Origin of the sequence: Lysinibacillus sp. Y5S-8 (genome assembly GCF_036894365.1) — a bacterium.
In the GTDB taxonomy this organism is placed as follows: Bacteria; Bacillota; Bacilli; order Bacillales_A; family Planococcaceae; genus Lysinibacillus; species Lysinibacillus fusiformis_D.
This window is the reverse complement of sequence record NZ_CP145889.1, coordinates 2,900,949-2,919,799: the sequence shown is the minus strand read 5'-3', so window position 1 is coordinate 2,919,799 and position 18,851 is coordinate 2,900,949. Positions and strand designations below refer to the sequence as shown.

Genomic DNA, 18,851 nt, shown 5'->3' with positions numbered 1-18,851 from the left:
TTTATAGAATATTAGTATAAAGGGAAGGTGGGGTTAGTTGGTTGCTGCTTGAAAATTAGCATTAATAGCTGTTATTCAACACCAGTTTTTTAGAATTATAAATTGCTTTTCTACAGCTTTACGCACTTGATCTATAATGATTAGGAGGAAAACAATTTGAAAAAAATACTTTCTTTATTAGTAATGGTTACAATTATGCTTTTTTCTACTCCAGATGTTTTTGCCTCAAACACGATTGAACCTTATGGATTGAAGCCACCAGGTGAAAGCTTTACACCTGGAGAGTGGTTTCTAGGAAATACTCCACCTAATGTTGATTTGAATAAACCACCTATTGTTTTCGTTCAAGGGAAAAACGGTAACTCTACAAGTTGGTATGGCAATACAGAATATCACGGTCTTAATGATATGTATACAAAAGCTTATGAAGCAGGATATCAAACGGTATTTGTTCAATTATACGATTCGGCAGGTAAAGGTTCTTATAGTCAATACGATAATGGAAAATTATTAGCCTCTATGTTAAAAGAAATCAGTCAACATTTTCACGGAAAAAAATTAAATATAATTGCCCATAGCAAGGGTGGGCCTGATACCCAAGCAGCATTAGTTCTTCATAATGCTCATCCGTACGTTGGGAGGGTGTTTACTTTAGGATCCCCTCATTATGGATCAGAGTTAGCTGATCTTGCATATAGCTGGTGGGCAGGTTGGCTAGCTACATTACTCGGTGAAAAAGATGATGGAACTTATTCACTTCAAGTTGGGGAAATGGAATATTTTCGCTCACTAATAGACAATCACCCCAATGTTAGCAAGAACAACTATTATACAATGGCTGGTACTAATACAGGACCATTTCTATCTGCACTCTGGATGGGAGGTCTATATCTTTCCGATCCAAATGATGGATTAGTCAAAGAGGCAAGCACTAAATTATCTTACGGAACACATTTATTTACCGATCCCTCACTTGATCATGACAATATTCGAATGGGATCTGCGGTATTTTCAAGATTGGAACAGTATCTACAGTCTGCTTCTACAGATCGTATCATGATGAACAAAGAATACCTTTCTCAATCTGATATGTTTCAAGAGTTGGATGTTTCTCATTATTTTTACGGAGGGAAGTTACAATCGTCAAATGATGTGACACATTCTTTTTATGTGGATACTGCGCTCGATAATGTGAAATTATGGACAGGGTTAACTAGCGATAAGATAGAGTTAGTATCTCCTTCAGAAAAAAAATATACCAACCAAACAATCCAATCATTGGATGAAGCCTCCTTCTTTAATGGCGTAGTACCTCATACATTTACCGGCGTTATTTCTGAGATTGGGGAATGGAAGATAAATATAAGCACGCAGGCAGAAGATAATGCGTTTTTACTGGCAGTTCAACATGGGGGTCCATCTTTGATTAAGGTAAGTATTCCAACAGTATCATTAGAAACGAATAATATCGTGACAATGCAAGCTAATGACCAATTACAAAAACTTACCTTCGATGTACGAGTACTGGATCCAACAGGGAAAGATATTGCTTCTTCTCTACAGACGCAAAAGGTTAATCAGCAAAACTTTATGGTGAATTTTCCAGAAAATAAAAAGTCGGGTGTATATAATATAACTTTAAATATTTCAGGTGAAACGTTACAAGGTGAGCCATACAAAAGGACCGTTGTTCGTTCTAAGTATATAAAATAAAAAACTTGAAAACATATCTTTAGCAACGGCTGGATGCCAAATTGATAATCAGACAGTTAAAAAAGTTATTAAAGAGGTAATGAGTTACCTCTTTAAATAAAAGATTTGAAAATACCATGTTGGCAATCAGCATGGTATTTTTATTTTCATTTAAATACGATGGATGTTGAAGGAGTATACAACATACTGTGGAATTAACATAGAGTACGAAAAAAATTATTTTATTTAACGGATGCAGGTTTGTCTCTATGATACGGTATGGATATAGTACGTGTGAAAGCTTCTGATACATAGCTGTTATCAATCTATGTGCGTGATAAAACTTAAAGGGGAGAAAAAAATGACTGTAGAAATTTTTAGCGGAGATCGTTCTGGAGAAAGTGTTCAATTTGAAAAATGGCTATTTGCGCAAAGTAATAAAAAGAGTTTTTCTAGTATTGAAAATGCTAAACAGTTTATTGAGCAGAGGGGAACTGAAAATAGTCAGCTTTATGTTATAGGGGAAGATGTTCAATTTATAAGTGATATGGAGGAGCAAACCTTTGAGGCTATGCAGGTCTTCACTTTAAATGACCAAAAGTCCTTGAAGCAAAAAGTTATTCTCTATATACATGGTGGTGCTTGGACGAATCAGCCTTTAAGCTTACATTGGCTATTCATGGATAAGATGGCACAATCGTTAAATGCAAAAGTTATTGCGCCCATTTATCCGAAAGTACCTCATTTTAACCATCATGACACCTTCCAAAAAATGCTCAATTTCTATAAAGAAATTTTAAAAACGGTTGAAAGTTCTAATCAATTGACCATTATCGGAGATTCGGCAGGTGGAAATATAGCACTTGGTCTGGTCCAACTTTTGAAGCAGATCCATCTACCTCAACCCCAAGATATTATTTTACTATCAGCATGTGTTGATATGAGTTTAGAAAATCCTCAGATACTTGAATATGAAGAAAAGGACCCAATGTTAGCCAGTGAAGGAATGGAAGTCATTACAAAGATATGGGCTGCTGATAAAGATCTAAAGGACCCATTGATTAGTCCTATTTACGGTGATTTTCAAGGACTTGGGAAGATTACTCATTTTATTGGAACACATGAAAGTTTATATCCAGATGCCATAAAATTTGATGAACAACTAACCGAACAAGGCATTGACATCACTACCTTTGTTTATCCTCAAATGAATCATGTGTTTGTTGTGATGCCTATCCCTGAAGCTCTAGATGCTCAACAGAAAATTATGAATATAATTCATAGTAGAGTGTTGAAATAGGCGGGTTAACGCTAAAGGAAAAGGTGCGGAAAAATCCTATAAAAAAGCGTGTTTTGATTATCATTCAAAACACGCTTTTTATATTCCTTATTTTGGAATTTAACTTTATTTCAGAGTGTAGATAGGTACGATAGAGGTGGAACTATTAAATGGAGGTGGATGCTTTTCTTCACAAACTGACTACATTTTTCAAAATTAGCGTGTGGTGTCCTCACTATGTCTCCTGATAGCTCTTCATAAGAATTCCTTTATTGTTTAAACGAGAACTAAATTGTAAAGTCAACTTGACATATGAAATGGTGTAAAGTAAACTTTACTTATTAAAAAATGTACAGTTTACTTTACATTTAACGAGGAGGCTTTATGAAAAATAGAATTCGTGAATTACGGAAATCGAAAAAGATTACGCAGGAGGAGTTGTCTAAAGTAGTTGGCGTCTCGCGACAATCAATCATTGCAATTGAATCGGAGAAATTCAATCCATCTTTAGAACTCGCCTACAATATTTCAAAAGCTTTCAATTGCACAATTGAAGAAGTGTTTATATTCGAAGAGGAGGGGATGGAGTGATGGAGATTTCTATCGGGGGAATTATCGGATTGTATGGGGGAATGACTTGTGGAATTTTAGGCTGGTGGTTAGGACGGAGTAAGGCGAAGAAAAACAGAGGTTTAGATGAGCTACACGGCTATATTTGGCAAAAAGCGAAATCCTATTCGTGGTATGTGACATTAGCGGCGATTTATATTTTCTTTACACTCATTGTATTTGGCATTGAATTGAATTCAGCAATGGTTTTAGGTATTATTCTTTTAGTGCACTTAGGGAGTTGAGGGATAATTGGGGGAGTTTTGTCCATCAACATGTTTAATCCCATCCCGTTTCAGCTTTCTCGAGTGAAGCTAGGCATAGGTATTATTGCTGCGTCCATTCTTATTTTTACAAGCATCTCCATCATGACGAATAATTGGCTGTTTTTAGTTTTCAGTATCTTACCAAATTTAATAGGGCTGTTTACTGCACTTATTTATACTAAATAGAGCAATAATATAAAACAGGCAGCCCCAACACTTGTTGGGACTGCCTGTTCTATTATTCATGGTTCAATGTTGCAGCAATTTCAGGTTGCTGCTCTACTTGACGTAGCATATTAAAGGAAGCAATTGCTACTTCTACTTGATCGTCCTTTGGTTCACGAGTTGTCAGTAATTGAAGCCATAAGCCAGGGTAGCCAAGGAAACGCAACACTGGGATATTGCGGCAAGCATTTGTCGCTTGTAATACTTCAAATGAAATACCAAGTACAACAGGAATTAATAGAATCCGATCTAAAATACGAAGCCACAGTGGGTCAGTTGGTACAAAGAAATATAAGAACATGCCGACAAACACTGTGAACAGAATGAAGCTACTGCCACAACGATAGTGCAGACGTGATTGAGCTTGAACGTTTTTTACTGTGATGTCTAAGCCAGCCTCATAACAGTTAATAACTTTATGCTCGGCACCATGATACTGAAATACTCGCTTAATCAGAGGGGTTAATGAGATAAAGTATAAGTAGGCTAGCAGTAAAAGGAGTTTAATACCACTCTCTAGTAGAATTTGTCCCGTTTTTCCTTCAATCCATTTTGAGAAAAAATCAGCTATAAAAACAGGAATTAATGTAAAGGCAAATTTTCCGAATAAAAAGGAAAGAATACCTACTACAGCAACTCCAAGTATCATTTGAAGTTTAGAACCTTCTTCTTTATGATCTTCTTCTTCGCCAGGTGTCACATCATAACGATCCCCTGCAAATTGCATGTGACGAGAGCCTAAGCCAGCCGACTCAATGAGCGCTACAACGCCTCGTACAAATGGAATTTTTTTGAGCTTTTGTAAAATAGGCTTTTGAACTTTTTTAAAATGATAATAATCAATGGAATCATCGTTACGACGAATGGCTGTAACAGTATGTTCCTTTCCTCCGAACATCACACCTTCTAATTGTGCTTGTCCCCCGTATACAGGTGAATTGCTCAAGGCTAACACCACTCTCTTTATATATTTCAACTGTACCATTGTACTAAATTTAGTGAAAAACCTCTACAGTTACGCATAGTAAATTTTCTATATGGCTACACTAATCGTACATTTCAGGAAAACATTAGTGTGCAAAAAGGAGGTTAGATGATGAAAGTAGCGACGATTACCGCACTTGTAAATGCGCTTGTTTTAGCGCTGTGCTTAAAGGGTTTACATTATTTCCATCTTATTAAATGGCATCCGATTGGGTTTTATAAAAAGTGGAATTGGTTTGAAGATAGCTCTAAATTATTTCAATGGACCTTCTTTATCTTTCTGCTGTTTATCATCGGCTTATTTTTATATATGACCATGCGCTATGTCTATATCATTCCAGCTTTCTTTTCGTCACTGCTGCTAGGTCTTCTTGTGACTATTACATTGGAGTGGATTGCTTTAGATCTACCATTACAACTGACGTCCTTTAAAAAACTGTCCATTCCATTTATAGTGATTGTTGTCTGTCTATTACGCTTCTTGTTGGAAACGGCCAATTTTCATCAGAAGGAGCATACAGCACAAAAAGAAAGTTAATGGTACAAAATATCCCCTTTGTTTGAGGGGATATTTATGAAACCATCAATTGAAATTAGTTGCTGAATGCACGGTGTATGATAAAATAAATGGCAAGTACATAGAAAGAGGCGAATAGAAGCGTGAAGTTATTATGTTTGAATGGACCGAACTTAAATCGACTTGGCAAACGAGAGCCACATATTTATGGATATGAAACATTGGATGATGTTAGAGAAAATGTTCAAAATCTTGCGGCTTCTTTAGGTGCTACGGTTGAATTTCGTCAATCCAATCACGAAGGGGTACTAGTAGATTGGGTGCATGAAGCAGAGGACGAAAAATATGATGGTATTATCTTTAATCCCGGTGCGTATACCCATACAAGCATCGCGTTACATGATGCGATTGCAGGAATTTCTGTGCCGGTTATCGAAGTACATATTTCCAATATCCACAAACGTGAGGCTTTCCGTCATCATTCTTATCTTGCTCCGGCCTGCCTTGGTCAAATTTGTGGACTAGGGACGAAAGGCTATGAACTGGCACTACGTACATTTATCGAGAGGGAGAATTGATTATGTTGAAATTACAAAAGCTACGTAAAGCACTTCAAGAACAAAGCATCGATGGCATTTTAATCACAAATGGGTATAACCGACGTTATATGACTGGTTTTACAGGGACAGCAGGCGTAGCAATTGTGTCTCAAAATGATGCTGTGTTTATTACAGATTTCCGTTATACAGAGCAGGCTGCTGCACAAATTCAGGACTTCCGCATTGTCAAACATGAAGCAACAATCATTGAAGAAATTGCTACACAAGTAAGCAATATGGGCATCAAATTATTGGGCTTTGAGAAAGATACTGTAAGTTATGGCACATATGAACTGTATAAATCAAACATTCAAGCAGATTTAGTGCCGATTTCTGGGCTAATTGAAAAAATTCGCTTGATTAAGACGGAACAAGAGATTAATATTATTAAGGCTGCGTGTGAAATTGCAGATCACGCATTTACACATATTTTAGGCTTCATCAAGCCTGGTAAAACAGAGCTTGAGGTTTCGAATGAATTAGAATTTTTCATGCGTAAACAAGGAGCAACTCAGTCTTCATTTGACATAATTGTTGCGTCTGGTCTTCGTTCAGCATTACCACATGGCGTTGCAACGAATAAAGTGATTGAAAAAGGCGACTTTGTTACTTTAGACTTTGGTGCGCTATATAATGGCTATATTTCGGATATCACACGTACTGTGGCTGTTGGAGAACCATCTGAAAAATTAGTAGATATGTACAATGCAGTCCTTGCTTCTCAACTGTTAGCACTTGAAAAAGTGGGTCCTGGATTAACAGGTATTCAAGCGGATGCGATTGCACGTGACTACTTAAAAGAAAAAGGATATGGCGACGCATTTGGTCATTCTTTAGGACATGGTATTGGTCTTGAAGTACATGAAGGCCCTGGCTTATCGATGCGTTCAGAGACAGTGCTAGAGCCAGGTATGGCCGTGACGATTGAACCTGGTGTTTACTTACCAGGAATCGGTGGTGTCCGTATCGAGGATGATATTTTAATCACTGAAACGGGTAATGAACTACTAACACATTCGTCAAAAGAACTCATTATTTTATAAACTTTGGAGGAACACAAATGATTTCAGTAAACGATTTCCGTACAGGTCTAACAATTATTGTTGATGGCCAATTATACCGCGTGTTAGATTTCCAACACGTTAAACCAGGTAAAGGTGCTGCGTTCGTGCGTTCTAAATTACGTAACCTACGTAACGGCTCAGTGAATGAAAAAACATTCCGTGCTGGTGAAAAAGTAGAGAAAGCACAAATTGATAACCGTAAAATGCAATACCTATATGCACAAGGCGACGAGCATGTATTCATGGACTTAGAATCTTACGAGCAAACTGAACTTGCTTCAGCTGCTATTGAATATGAATTAAAATTCCTAAAAGAAAATATGGAAGTGCATATTCAATCTTACCAAGGTGAAATGTTAGGTATTGAATTACCAAATACTGTTCAATTAGAAGTTACAGAAACAGAACCAGGGATCAAAGGAGATACAGCTTCAGGCGGTACAAAACCTGCTACACTTGAAACAGGTCTAATCGTACAAGTACCTTTCTTCGTTAACCAAGGTGATGTTTTAATCGTTAACACAGAAGAAGGCTCTTACGTTTCTCGTGCTTAATAATTAATAATAGCCAACCTACTCTTTAAAAAAGGGTAGGTTTTTATTTTTTTCTTATACATATCCTGCCAAACCTTTCATTTAATGTGATAATAGATAGAAGCACGTACTCTTTTTTACTGAAAGTCCATCAAGATTCTATCATCAGATAGATGGTCATTGCTGGGAGAATTGTTTACAATAATCGTAAGGAGTGAAAGGTATGCTACAAACATTTGATATGACATATCCCATTATTCAAGCACCAATGGCAGGCGTGACATCCCCGAAATTGGTGGCGGCTTGCGCTGAGGCTGGGCTATTAGGCTCAATAGGAGCGGGCTACTTAGATGGTGCACAAACAAAGCAATTTATTCAGGAAGTAAAGAAGTTAACAGCAAAGTCCTTTGCGGTCAATCTGTTTGTTCAAGAAGAACCGAAAATTGATATCGAGGTTTTACAACAAGCCCGTATGGCACTACAACCTTTTTACGATGAACTAGGATTATCACCTGTACAAAGTGTTGTTTCGAAGGAAGTGTTTGCAGGTCAAATTCAGGCGGTGATCGAGGAACAGGTAGCGATTTGTTCATTTACATTTGGGTTGCCCTCTCCAGAGGTTCTGCAGCAATTAAAAGACAATGGTATTTATACGGTTGGTACCGCTACGACAGTAGAGGAAGCTATACTAGTAGAACAAGCAGGAATGGATGCAGTTGTACTACAAGGAGGAGAGGCTGGCGGTCATCGAGGCTCCTTTTCTGCCCCTCTGCAATTAATACCATTATATGATTTACTACAACAAGTAGCTGGACAAATTGCGATTCCTATTATCGCAGCAGGTGGACTTGTGACGAAAGAGGATATTCAAAAGGCATTAAAGGGCGGGGCACAGGCTGTTCAAATTGGTACAGCGTTACTAGTGGCAGATGAATGCGAAATTTCGCCACTTTATAAAAATGCTGTGTTAGCTTCGAAAGAACAGCAAACAACGATTACGCTCGCCTTTACGGGTAAACCAGCAAGAGGCTTAATAAATGATTTTACAAAACGTATGAAAGATGCGATAGTAGCTCCTTATCCATTACAAAACTATTTAACGACTACCATTCGTAAAGAAAGTGCCAAACAAGGTAATGCGGATTATTTATCGATGTGGATGGGCGAAAAGAGTTATCTCGTACAGCAAACTGGCACTGTCAGAAGCATTGTAGAAAAGCTTCTATAAATTTTATCAATAAAGATCTCTATACATATGTATAGAGGTCTTTTTTTTGGTAGAGCGACATATATTGCTGTACACGAGGGGGCGTAGGAATGGAATTACAAGACGTATTAAGAGTTGCTGGAGTGGGACTAGTCGTTGCGCTTCTTCATGTTTTCTTTGATCAAACAGGGAAGAAGGAGTTTTCATTTTTCCTCTTTTTCATTGCCTACTTATATATGACAGCAGAATTACTTCGATTTTTACGTCTATTTTTTAATGAGATTTTAACATTCTTCCAATGGCTTACATCTTCCGGGTAATGTAAATGGAAATTGTGATTGTTGCTGTTGTCATGCTGCTTTTATTATTGCTGATAAAAGAAGTTATACAGCCACTCCATGCGCTAATAAGTGTGATGTTTTCGTTCTTGCTTTTTGGCATGTTGTTCTCGATACTTTTAATGCCTTTCGTCAAACAGCTGTTAGAAACACTTGCCTTTTTACCTTATGCGAAAGCTATTTTAATCAGTGCAAGTATGTTCTATGTCGGGCAGTGGATGTCTTTACTGCTGGCAGAACATAATTATAAGGTGCTCGGGAACATCGTTTTTGCTGCAGTAAAAATCGTGATTTTGCTGTATTGGTTCAAAGAATTTTTGGCTGTTTTACAGGAGGTGTCGGCCATTTTAAAAAGGCTAAACTAAGGAGCGAAGCCATTGCAGGAGCAAATACTATCGTTTTTAATCGACCCATTCTTTCTCTTGCTAAAGATGACGCTCATGCTTTGCAGCTACGTCATCATTGTTTTGATTGTGAACATGGTATTACCAGAATTTGAAAAAGGGACAAGGATACTCTTTTTTCTGATTGTTTTAGCAACGATTGGTCCAGTTGTAGTTAAGTCTTTTACATTAATTGATGAAATTGCACAAGGACTAGCCCATCTATTTACAGCATTTTATCCCATTTTAACTTCAAGCTTTCTTCTATCAAGTAGTATTACAGCGATTGCTTCCTGGCAGCCTTTTTTACTGTTTTTTGTACAAGTCCTGACCATTATTAGTAGTAAGTGGCTTATTCCAGGTGTGCTTTTAGCCATTGTCTTTGATGTGTGCAGTGTCATAGTCAAGGAAATTTCTTTTACACGAATCGCTGAGTTGATTCGTTTTACGATTATGAGTATCGTTTCTGCCTCCGTTATTTGCTATATTCTGTTGATGACTGCAGGCGGTGTGGCAGCATTTAGTGTCAATGCTGCTGTAGCGGAACCCGTCAAAAAATTAATTGAGGAAAATATTCCAGTTGTTGGTTCTTTTATTGTAGACAGCTTTTCAATGTTTCAGCATATGACACAATTTACATCTTCACTTACTAGTATTAGTGCTTTTATCGCCGTCATTACAGTGTCCTTTATCCCAACCGTACAGCTCGTTGTCAGTGCTTATTCATTAAAATTGTTGGCGGCTATTTTAGAACCAATTGCCTTCGATGATATTTGTAGACTACTAGAACAAATTAGTAAATCGCTATTTACATTATGTGCGGTATCATTTCTCATTGCTTTTTCATTTATGTTTTCTTGTTTTTTCCTCATTGTATTCGTACAAGTGATGGCAGGGGGGAGATAGATTGATTCTTTTATTGGCATTGCTCTTTGTATGTCAGATATTTGTGTTTCTAACGGATGATAAGGAAATAATTTCACTAACAAAATTGGTCATCACGTTAGTATTTTTGCAATTGCTATTAAAGATTCCATTTATCAATTCATAGGAAGAAACAAGCGTACATACACTTGAAAAAGAGAAGATGAAGGGAGGCAATGTACAAGTGATGTGGAAAAGACACGAAAAAAAACAACGTCATTGATGGTTTTAATTTTGATAGCTGCCTCCATGGGAATATTCATCATTTTACCTATGTATCAGACAAATTCAACAAGCGACAAAGGTTCACCACTCACCAATGAAGAAAAACTTGAGCAAACTTTGAAGTCAATGCAAGGTGTTGGGGAGGTTAAAGTCTATTTTTATTATGGAGAGATGACAAATGACCAAGAGGCCAATAAACTATTCAGCCAATATTTTCGAGGGACTGAGCAAAGCGCGAAAAACGTAACAGGAATGCTAGTTGTTTCAGAAGGTGCATCCGATATCTTTGTGAAAAATGAAATTCGTGCAGTCGTCAGTCAAGTGATGCAGTTACCGATTCATCGAATCATAATCGTTCCGATGGAAAATAAGGAGGAAAAGTAAATGCGCGTACGTAGAAGAACAGTTTGGTTTATGACATTATTAAGTTTAGTAGCAGTCATTTCAGTGTATTATTTGGTTGATCCAGCAAAACAATTCAATGGTCTAACTATTTTTACAGATGATACACTACAACAGACAGCTGTCACAGGCGTTACAGATAAAGAAGCGACAAATGATATCACACAAGAAGTATCTTCACCGAGTCACTTATTTGAAGAAATGCGTATGCAGGTAAGTGATGAGAGAAGTCAGCTACGTGAACAGTTAACGCAAAAAATTGCTGCAGAGGAATCCTCTGCTGAAGAAAAAAATGAGGCATTTAATGAAATGGATGGTCTGATTAAACGTGAATCAGCGGAAGCAATGCTTGAAATGCTCGTTAAATCATTAGGTTATTCAGATGCGTTTGTTCGCGCTGAAGGAGAAAAAGTTTCTGTTACAGTGATGGCTGAAGAATTGTCAAAAGCACAAGCAAACGAAATTATTTACTTGGTAAAAACAGAGATGGAAGGCGCAAATGATGTGCAAGTAAAGTTTAGTGCAAATAATAATTAAAAAATATAGAAAAAAATAAATATTTAGTTAATTCAAAAATAGTTGTTATATATCAGCGTTATGAAAAGGCTTTCGTTTAGTAAAGGAAAGCCTTTTATTTTGTTCATATTTACTTAATTTTCATTTAACTATTTCAAATTGATACGAAAAAATATAGAATAGTTATTGTAGTAGATTTTATTTCATAAGGAGAGTTAGAAATGTTCAAAATTCAAGAAATTCGTGAAATTATTAAATTAGTAGATTCTTCTTCAATTGACGAGTTTGTGTACGAAGTAGATGGTGCAAAAGTAAAACTAAAAAAGAATAATGTTATTGTTACAGAAACTGTAGCACCTAAAAAAGAAGTAGTAGCCCCTGTTGTACAACAATCTGCACCAGCAGAAGCTCCAGCAGTAACACCTGCACCAGCTAAAGTGGAAGAAGCTCCAGCCACAGCTATATCAGCAACTAACGACCCTTCGTTACATAAAATTGTATCTCCGATGGTCGGTACTTTCTATCAAGCACCAAACCCAGATTCACCAGTTTACGTAAAACCAGGTGATAAAGTAGGAAATGAAACAATCGTATGTATCGTAGAAGCAATGAAATTATTCAACGAAATCGAAGCAGAAGTGCAAGGGGAAATCGTTGAAGTTCTTGTGAAAGATGGCGACTTAGTAGAATACGGCCAACCACTATTCCTTGTAAAAGCTGAGTAAGGAGTGCAAAACAAATGAAAAAAGTTTTAATTGCAAACCGCGGCGAAATCGCTGTGCGTATTATTCGTGCTTGTAAAGAGTTAGGCATTCAATCGGTTGCTGTCTACTCTGAAGCAGATGCGGACGCATTACATGTGAAATTAGCAGATGAAGCTTATTGCATCGGACCAAAGCTATCAAAAGATTCTTATCTTAGCTTCCCAGCGCTGCTTAGTGTAGCTGAAAAAACAGGTGCAGATGGTATCCATCCAGGATATGGCTTCGTATCGGAAAATGCTGATTTTGCTGAAGCTTGTGAAAACGCTGGCATTAAATTTATCGGTCCATCCTCTGATTCAATTAAAATTATGGGTATCAAGGACGTTGCACGTACAACAATGGAAGCAGCAGGCGTTCCACTTGTTCCTGGCACTGGTATTGTGCCAGATATCGAAACAGGTAAAGAATGGGCTGCTCAAATTGGTTATCCTGTCATCATTAAAGCAACTGCTGGTGGTGGTGGTAAAGGAATCCGTGTAGCTCGTACAGAAGAAGACCTTGTAAAAGGTATTGATATTACGCAAAAAGAGGCAGCTGCTGCATTCGGCAACCCTGGCGTATATTTAGAGAAATTCATCGAGTACTTCCGTCACTGTGAAATCCAAGTTTTAGCAGATGGCTATGGCAATGTAGTGCATTTAGGCGAACGTGACTGTACAGTTCAACGTCGTATGCAGAAACTAGTCGAGGAAGCTCCATCTCCAGCACTATCTTCTGAGCGTCGTGCTGAAATGGGTGCTGCGGCAGTAAAAGCGGCACAAGCATGTAACTACGAAGGTGCCGGTACAATCGAATTCATTTATGATTATCAAGAAGACAAGTTCTACTTCATGGAAATGAATACTCGTATTCAAGTGGAGCACCCAGTTACAGAAATGATTTCTGGTGTAGATCTTGTACAACAACAATTAAAAATCGCATCTGGTGAGAAGCTTCCATTCACACAAGACGATATTCAATTAAATGGTTGGGCTATTGAATGCCGTATTAACGCAGAAAATGCCTATAAAAACTTCATGCCATCAGCAGGAACGGTAGATACGTATGTAACGCCAGGCGGCTATGGTGTACGTATTGATTCTGCTGTCTATGCAGGCTATACAATCCCACCATATTATGATTCAATGGTAGCAAAACTCATTGTTCATGCGGATACACGTGAAGAAGCGATTGCGAAAATGAACCGCGCGCTAAGTGAATTCGAAGTATCTGGTCCTGGGATCAATACAACCATCCCATTCCACCAAGCACTCATGAACAATGATGTCTTCAAATCAGCACAATTCAATACGAAGTTCCTTGAAGAGAATGATGTATTGGGTGTAGCAGAAAAAGCGAAGTAAGCGTTCGCAATTTTAAAACCTTCTAACTTTTATTAGTTAGGAGGTTTTTTATTTGGCTAAAAAAGGTCAGCGTACAGGGATTTTTGATTTAGAAGATGTAACAGAAGCTATACAGCTACCAAGTTTTGAGGGTACGTTTAAAGAGAAAGATACGATACTGATTACTCCACCAAAGCTAATGATTGATGTAGCCGAATTACACGAGGGTAAGAAAGGTGTGGAAATTAATAGTGCTTTGTTAATTGTGAAAGAGCAGATGCGTCTGTCGGGCGTTCGTAAAGCGACGATCAGTGAATATATTTATACTTTTAAACGTTTAGTAGATGCAATGAAAATTGAATATGTAGATGACATTAAATTGGAGTCTATATTTGGTTGGCTTGCGAGCTTAGGGATATTTCAGATGTATCGAAACAAAGCCGTCTACGTGTCATTAAAGCTGTTTTAAATCGGCTTTACGATAACGGATGTATAGAGAGAAACTTTTGGAAAGACATTCGTATACGTGTTGATACCAAGATTAAACTTCCTGCTGACGAGAAGCAATTGTCAATTTTATTGTCATTACTTGATATGACGAATTTCATTCAGTTTCGTGATGCGGTAGCTATACTGACTATATACAAGACGGGCATTCGAATGAATACGTTAATACAGCTAGAAGAGAAACATATTAACTTTAAGACTAACTCATCGCTACTGACAGGTGACATTATGAAGAACCAGGATGTGATGTATTGAAATTGCCTTTCGATGAGGAATTAGCACTGTATTTGAAACGTTTGATAACTCAAAATAATATTATTCGTAAACATTATAAGAAACGAAATGAAGTTGTGTTTTTAAGTAAGTTTGATGATTCTCTAGATGTTGAAACAAAGCCATGTGCAATTACTAAAAGGCTTTCTTACTATGCTAAGAAGTACAAGTTAAACAATATCAGCGCTCATGCTATTAGAAGGTTGTATGCAACTAACTTAAGGAAGAAGGGGGCAGATGTTGTTTTAATTAGTAAGGCACTTTCGCATAAAAGCCTATCAACTACAACTCGTTATCTAGGCATAAGCTCTGACGATGTATTGAAGGGGCTGAGGGATTACTTGTAGCCTTACTAGGTTAATCATGTAATCTAATCAAGGTTGTTTAACTTTATAGATGTTGAAGATGTAACAAAGGATTTGAGAGGGTCTATAATTTTTAATTGCTGTCTATGTCTTAGATTCAGTTTGTTTCTATGATGTAGGCAGTCATTTTAGCAACATGCCATTGTTCTTACTATGTCTTCAAGGTAAGATGAAGTCAATTAGTGAATTGAACAATTTAGATTATTTTAGGAGGATACTTTATGGACGAAATATATACTAGATTTGGTATTGATGCAAAAGATGCAAATGGAGTGATTGCTACAAGGGTATATGATATCCATAAACCATTAGATTTGTATTACAGACTAATTGGGTTGGAACTACAAGATTTTACATACTATTTAGACGATATGAAATTAAGTGTAGAGAAAATTAAGAATGAAATGCTTGAAAGAGATTTAGATGCATTTAATTTTTTATTGTCGAATGATTATGAGTATGCACACCGAATTGATATTAGGTATCCATATTTACTAAATAATTCTGTATTTATAAGTATATACAGTCTTTTAGAGGATGTTCTTTACAGATTCATTGAAATTTGTAAGTATCGTTTAAAAATAGAAGAGACATTAAAAGAAAATAGAAAGCTACCCATACTTACTCAGTATTTTAACATTATAGAAAAAGCCTTGAATTATAAGATTCCTAAGAATTTCAAAAATGATTTTTCTAACTATAGAAAATTAAGGAATTGTATTGTTCATAAAAGAGGCTATATTACTTGGATGGGTGAATCAGACAAAAAGCTCATAAAGGTTGTTGAAGATTTATCTGATAAAAGCATTGGTCTATCTGAGAATGGAAAAAGCTTTATTTTAGGTGAAGAGGCTTGTAATTATTTTATTCTTGAAATAGAAAAGATGTTTAAATTACTATGTGAAGTTCTAATAAAAGAAGAAACTAAGAAGAGAAGTTTGAGTTCCTCATCCAAAAGATATATTACCTGAGATTCCTAAGATGTTCTTCTTATAGAAACCACTCAAAGCATTTGAGCGAACTATTTTAAAGCACAATGTAGAAACTAATCAGATAGTTGAAGAAGAAGCGCAGGGAACATTCTTTGATGTTTCAAATACACATTCAGTGGACTTTAATGTGTTCATGTACTGTATGGCAAATGATGAAATAGGCACAATAGGCTTCTATCTGTATAGTTGGTTGAAGCATAAGCATGACATTTTTAGAAATGGTTATGATGTATCTTACGAGAAACTAAGTATTGAAACAGGTCTACCAAGACGTACAATGATTAAATACCTTAATGCTCTAAAGGGTTACAATTTGATTTCTTTCAAGTTCAATCAAGACTACTATATGATAGGTATGACAGATGATGATAGAATGGCAACTACTTACTACGCAAACAGTTACAGTAATCAAAGCCATTCAAAAAGATGATTACAACAAAAGGGATGATATAGTAGTGACTATGGAGCAACTACCTTTTAAAAATTAACTAATGTAGATATTTACACTATATAATATATAGTGCCAAAAAGTACAATTGTTGATTTTGAAGCCAATGAACAGCGATAGAAACAACAGTAGTGACCTAATATAACTGATTCTGTAGGTAACTTGTCATTACTACCTAATACTGCACTCGCTACAACTAAACAAGTTGCTGAGTTCTATGGTGTTGACCAAACAGTGGTTAGACAAATTATTCAGCGCAATCGTAAGGAACTTGAAACAAACGGTGTGAAAGTAATGAGATTCGCTGAGTTTGGTGAAGTTTTTAAAAGTAACAACTTGTCACTTTATAATGTTACTGAGTATGGCATTGGTAAACGTGGTGCTACAATGTTTAACAAACGAGCAATCCTTGTAGTAGGCTTCATGTTACGTGACTCTAAAGTGGCTCAAGAAATTTTTAATCAAGCACTAAACATCATTGAGGGATTCATAGATGGTTTTTGAACTGTTTTCAAGAAGGAACACTATAGAATTAAGAGAAGACGTATATGAATATGATGAGATTCCACATAGTTTCAGAACACAATTTGCTATGCTAATCAGTGAGGTAGTAAATGAATTTAAACGTGGGTACATTACGGATAGTAGTTAATTTTAGGAATTTGTGGTAAGTGAAATAAAGTTTGAATTGGGATTATTACATCTTGATTGTACTGTAAGATATAATGAAAGTAGTGATTCTAGTGTAAATTATGTAATGTCTTTTCTCTTGAGTACCGATAATAAATCAGCAATCAATGTAATCGATTTATTAGTGTTCTACCATCACGATTATGCCATGAACGATTATAGATTCAAAGAAAAATGGCAAAGAGCAATCAAGAGAATTAACAGGAAGTTAAAAGAAAATTCTTTGGGTTATGAAATAGTTGAAAATCAATTGATTAGAATTGATTTTCAATTGATTCATAATGAGGTGGTGAAAACCTCCATTCAACTATTGCAAGGGCAGGAGTTGAATGCAGTTTCAGAAGAGTTTCTTAAAGCATACGAACATTATAAACAAGGTGATTATAAGGATGCTGTCTCATAGAAATGTAGAAGCTGAATTTTGGACTTATGGTGATGATGTAGTTTTAACAATGAAGAATGGATATGTATATGATATTACTTATTCATTGGAATAGATAATTTTTTTAAAAGGTGGAGCAAACAGCTCTATCTTTTTTTGTTGTCATGTCAGAAGCTTATAGTCACGCTATAGGGGGCTTTGATGAAGTCATGACACTTGTTGACTGTGAAAAAGGACTTGTGTATAACTTCTACACACAAGTCCTTTTGATTGATTAATGTTTCTCTTAAGAATTGTCTACAACAGTTGCTTTTGGTGCATTTACCTTGACTGAATTAATACCATTTTTACAGTTTTCTTTTGTTGTGTAGGTTTCACTTGTTGCAATAATCTCACCATTAGGAGCTTTTAGCACAAAGTAGTATTGATTATTTGTGGCTCTTAGGATTTCAAATTTTGGGTTAGTATTTGAAAAAAACATGGTAAATTCCTCCTTTAGATATATAAGTTGAATTAAATAGTTACTTCAATTATGCTGAACAAAATGATTAATTGCTCATAGTTTGAATTGTAAAAATCAAATTCATTTTTATATACGATGAAAAATGTAGAAAGTTTCAAATTTATGAAATATTTCTTATAAATTTGTAACAAGAATGATTAACTGTTACCAGATGCGACACGACAAATTCTAAATCGCCACTAATCAAATTAATAAAAATACAGGAGAATGTATAATCATTGACTAAGGAAGAGTGTTTTAAATGAATTACTAAAAAAATAGTGATTTACACCAATAAGGAATGTAAGTTCTTATTTTGATTGTGTTGTAATGTAATAAAGCCGTAAGTATGTACCATTTAACGATAAATGTATTCTTTTGCTAATTAGCATACATTGAAAACCTTGATATAAAGCCATTTGTTAGTTGACTATTCACAAGAAATTAAAAGAAGTAATCAAAGAGACAATTCTAGAAATGTAGATGGTGAGATTTTAATTTTTCATAATTATAAAATATTGCTCGATTAATTGGTTTAAAATTTCCTAAGTGTAATATTTTAGAATGGACACCTGAAAAGTTAATAAAAGAAAAGGAATTTTCTAAAGGCGATAATAAAAATTTGAAAGCTGGGTATAACTATATAGAAAATAATTCAGATAAAGAATCAATAAGATTTACAGAAATTAGAGAAGCCGTAGGATTGAAAAATCAGAATTTTTATGTATTATTAGAAAAGTCAAGCCATTCAAACTCTTATAAAATAAAAGGAGTATGTAATGGGGATTATTTACTAATGTGTTTTTAAAATAATGTTCTTTAAGCTTAGAATAGTAAATCATA

Annotated in this window: 25 protein-coding genes; 23 read left to right on the top strand and 2 right to left on the bottom strand. The window is 35.8% G+C overall.

Annotation, left to right across the window (positions count from 1 at the left end):
* The first annotated feature begins 156 nt into the window (after positions 1-156).
* From V6670_RS14165 to V6670_RS14145, 5 genes are all read left to right on the top strand, one after another.
* The gene (locus V6670_RS14165; RefSeq protein ID WP_338651458.1) at positions 157-1,713 is read left to right on the top strand and encodes a hypothetical protein; all 1,557 of its coding nucleotides are present in this window, start codon (positions 157-159) and stop codon (positions 1,711-1,713) included.
* A 340-nt stretch (positions 1,714-2,053) separates the two neighbouring features.
* The gene (locus V6670_RS14160; protein WP_338651457.1) at positions 2,054-2,992 is read left to right on the top strand and encodes an alpha/beta hydrolase; all 939 of its coding nucleotides are present in this window, start codon (positions 2,054-2,056) and stop codon (positions 2,990-2,992) included.
* Positions 2,993-3,355: 363 nt separating this feature from the next.
* A complete protein-coding gene (locus V6670_RS14155; RefSeq protein WP_141905479.1) occupies positions 3,356-3,562 on the top strand; it encodes a helix-turn-helix transcriptional regulator in 207 nt (68 codons plus the stop codon).
* Positions 3,559-3,825 (top strand): hypothetical protein, encoded by a 267-nt coding sequence (locus V6670_RS14150; protein ID WP_338651456.1) that lies wholly within the window; start codon positions 3,559-3,561, stop codon positions 3,823-3,825. The genes V6670_RS14155 and V6670_RS14150 overlap by 4 nt, the downstream gene beginning before the upstream one ends.
* Positions 3,826-3,855: 30 nt before the next feature.
* Positions 3,856-4,032, top strand: coding sequence for a hypothetical protein (locus tag V6670_RS14145; protein WP_338651455.1), 177 nt, complete (start codon positions 3,856-3,858; stop codon positions 4,030-4,032).
* 52 nt (positions 4,033-4,084) lie between these two features.
* Here V6670_RS14145 and V6670_RS14140 read toward each other — a convergent pair whose 3' ends face one another.
* On the bottom strand, positions 4,085-5,056 hold the full coding sequence (locus V6670_RS14140; protein ID WP_051891552.1) for a DUF1385 domain-containing protein: 972 nt from the start codon (positions 5,054-5,056) through the stop codon (positions 4,085-4,087).
* 108 nt (positions 5,057-5,164) lie between these two features.
* On the opposite strand from V6670_RS14140, the gene V6670_RS14135 reads away from it, so the two are divergent.
* The 18 genes from V6670_RS14135 (at position 5,165) to V6670_RS14050 (ending at position 17,527) form a co-directional block, all read left to right on the top strand.
* Positions 5,165-5,593 carry a hypothetical protein gene (locus V6670_RS14135; RefSeq protein ID WP_338651454.1) on the top strand — a complete coding sequence of 143 codons (429 nt, stop codon included), beginning with the start codon at positions 5,165-5,167 and terminating at the stop codon, positions 5,591-5,593.
* Positions 5,594-5,715: 122 nt separating this feature from the next.
* Positions 5,716-6,150 carry a type II 3-dehydroquinate dehydratase gene (aroQ, locus tag V6670_RS14130; RefSeq protein WP_249646100.1) on the top strand — a complete coding sequence of 145 codons (435 nt, stop codon included), beginning with the start codon at positions 5,716-5,718 and terminating at the stop codon, positions 6,148-6,150.
* A gap of 2 nt (positions 6,151-6,152) precedes the next feature.
* A complete protein-coding gene (locus tag V6670_RS14125) occupies positions 6,153-7,214 on the top strand; it encodes a Xaa-Pro peptidase family protein (protein ID WP_036116810.1) in 1,062 nt (353 codons plus the stop codon).
* A 17-nt stretch (positions 7,215-7,231) separates the two neighbouring features.
* Positions 7,232-7,789 carry an elongation factor P gene (gene efp / locus V6670_RS14120; RefSeq protein ID WP_036116812.1) on the top strand — a complete coding sequence of 186 codons (558 nt, stop codon included), beginning with the start codon at positions 7,232-7,234 and terminating at the stop codon, positions 7,787-7,789.
* A 202-nt stretch (positions 7,790-7,991) separates the two neighbouring features.
* A complete protein-coding gene (locus V6670_RS14115; protein ID WP_338651453.1) occupies positions 7,992-8,996 on the top strand; it encodes a nitronate monooxygenase in 1,005 nt (334 codons plus the stop codon).
* Between the two features lie 89 nt (positions 8,997-9,085).
* The gene (locus V6670_RS14110; RefSeq protein ID WP_012295089.1) at positions 9,086-9,295 is read left to right on the top strand and encodes a hypothetical protein; all 210 of its coding nucleotides are present in this window, start codon (positions 9,086-9,088) and stop codon (positions 9,293-9,295) included.
* A gap of 5 nt (positions 9,296-9,300) precedes the next feature.
* Positions 9,301-9,678 carry a hypothetical protein gene (locus V6670_RS14105; RefSeq protein WP_338651452.1) on the top strand — a complete coding sequence of 126 codons (378 nt, stop codon included), beginning with the start codon at positions 9,301-9,303 and terminating at the stop codon, positions 9,676-9,678.
* Positions 9,679-9,690: 12 nt separating this feature from the next.
* The gene (locus tag V6670_RS14100) at positions 9,691-10,602 is read left to right on the top strand and encodes a stage III sporulation protein AE (protein ID WP_036116822.1); all 912 of its coding nucleotides are present in this window, start codon (positions 9,691-9,693) and stop codon (positions 10,600-10,602) included.
* A 240-nt stretch (positions 10,603-10,842) separates the two neighbouring features.
* Positions 10,843-11,229, top strand: a complete 387-nt coding sequence (locus V6670_RS14095) for a hypothetical protein (protein WP_231745026.1) — start codon at positions 10,843-10,845, stop codon at positions 11,227-11,229.
* On the top strand, positions 11,230-11,784 hold the full coding sequence (locus V6670_RS14090; protein WP_338651451.1) for a SpoIIIAH-like family protein: 555 nt from the start codon (positions 11,230-11,232) through the stop codon (positions 11,782-11,784).
* A 200-nt stretch (positions 11,785-11,984) separates the two neighbouring features.
* Complete coding sequence (accB, locus tag V6670_RS14085) at positions 11,985-12,488, top strand: acetyl-CoA carboxylase biotin carboxyl carrier protein (protein ID WP_338651450.1); 504 nt, start codon at positions 11,985-11,987, stop codon at positions 12,486-12,488.
* A gap of 14 nt (positions 12,489-12,502) precedes the next feature.
* Positions 12,503-13,870, top strand: a complete 1,368-nt coding sequence (gene accC / locus V6670_RS14080; protein WP_089934541.1) for an acetyl-CoA carboxylase biotin carboxylase subunit — start codon at positions 12,503-12,505, stop codon at positions 13,868-13,870.
* Between the two features lie 52 nt (positions 13,871-13,922).
* A complete protein-coding gene (locus V6670_RS14075; protein WP_338651449.1) occupies positions 13,923-14,318 on the top strand; it encodes a hypothetical protein in 396 nt (131 codons plus the stop codon).
* 125 nt (positions 14,319-14,443) lie between these two features.
* Positions 14,444-14,611, top strand: coding sequence for a hypothetical protein (locus V6670_RS14070; RefSeq protein WP_170832571.1), 168 nt, complete (start codon positions 14,444-14,446; stop codon positions 14,609-14,611).
* On the top strand, positions 14,608-14,976 hold the full coding sequence (locus tag V6670_RS14065) for a site-specific integrase (protein WP_141905474.1): 369 nt from the start codon (positions 14,608-14,610) through the stop codon (positions 14,974-14,976). Before V6670_RS14070 ends, V6670_RS14065 begins: the two co-directional genes overlap by 4 nt.
* Before the next feature lie 239 nt (positions 14,977-15,215).
* Complete coding sequence (locus V6670_RS14060; protein ID WP_338651448.1) at positions 15,216-15,965, top strand: hypothetical protein; 750 nt, start codon at positions 15,216-15,218, stop codon at positions 15,963-15,965.
* Positions 15,966-16,596: 631 nt separating this feature from the next.
* Positions 16,597-16,938, top strand: coding sequence for a hypothetical protein (locus V6670_RS14055; RefSeq protein WP_338651447.1), 342 nt, complete (start codon positions 16,597-16,599; stop codon positions 16,936-16,938).
* 160 nt (positions 16,939-17,098) lie between these two features.
* On the top strand, positions 17,099-17,527 hold the full coding sequence (locus V6670_RS14050; protein WP_338651446.1) for a hypothetical protein: 429 nt from the start codon (positions 17,099-17,101) through the stop codon (positions 17,525-17,527).
* Positions 17,528-17,792: 265 nt separating this feature from the next.
* Here V6670_RS14050 and V6670_RS14045 read toward each other — a convergent pair whose 3' ends face one another.
* Positions 17,793-17,987 carry a YegP family protein gene (locus V6670_RS14045; protein WP_338651445.1) on the bottom strand — a complete coding sequence of 65 codons (195 nt, stop codon included), beginning with the start codon at positions 17,985-17,987 and terminating at the stop codon, positions 17,793-17,795.
* Positions 17,988-18,851: the final 864 nt, after the last annotated feature.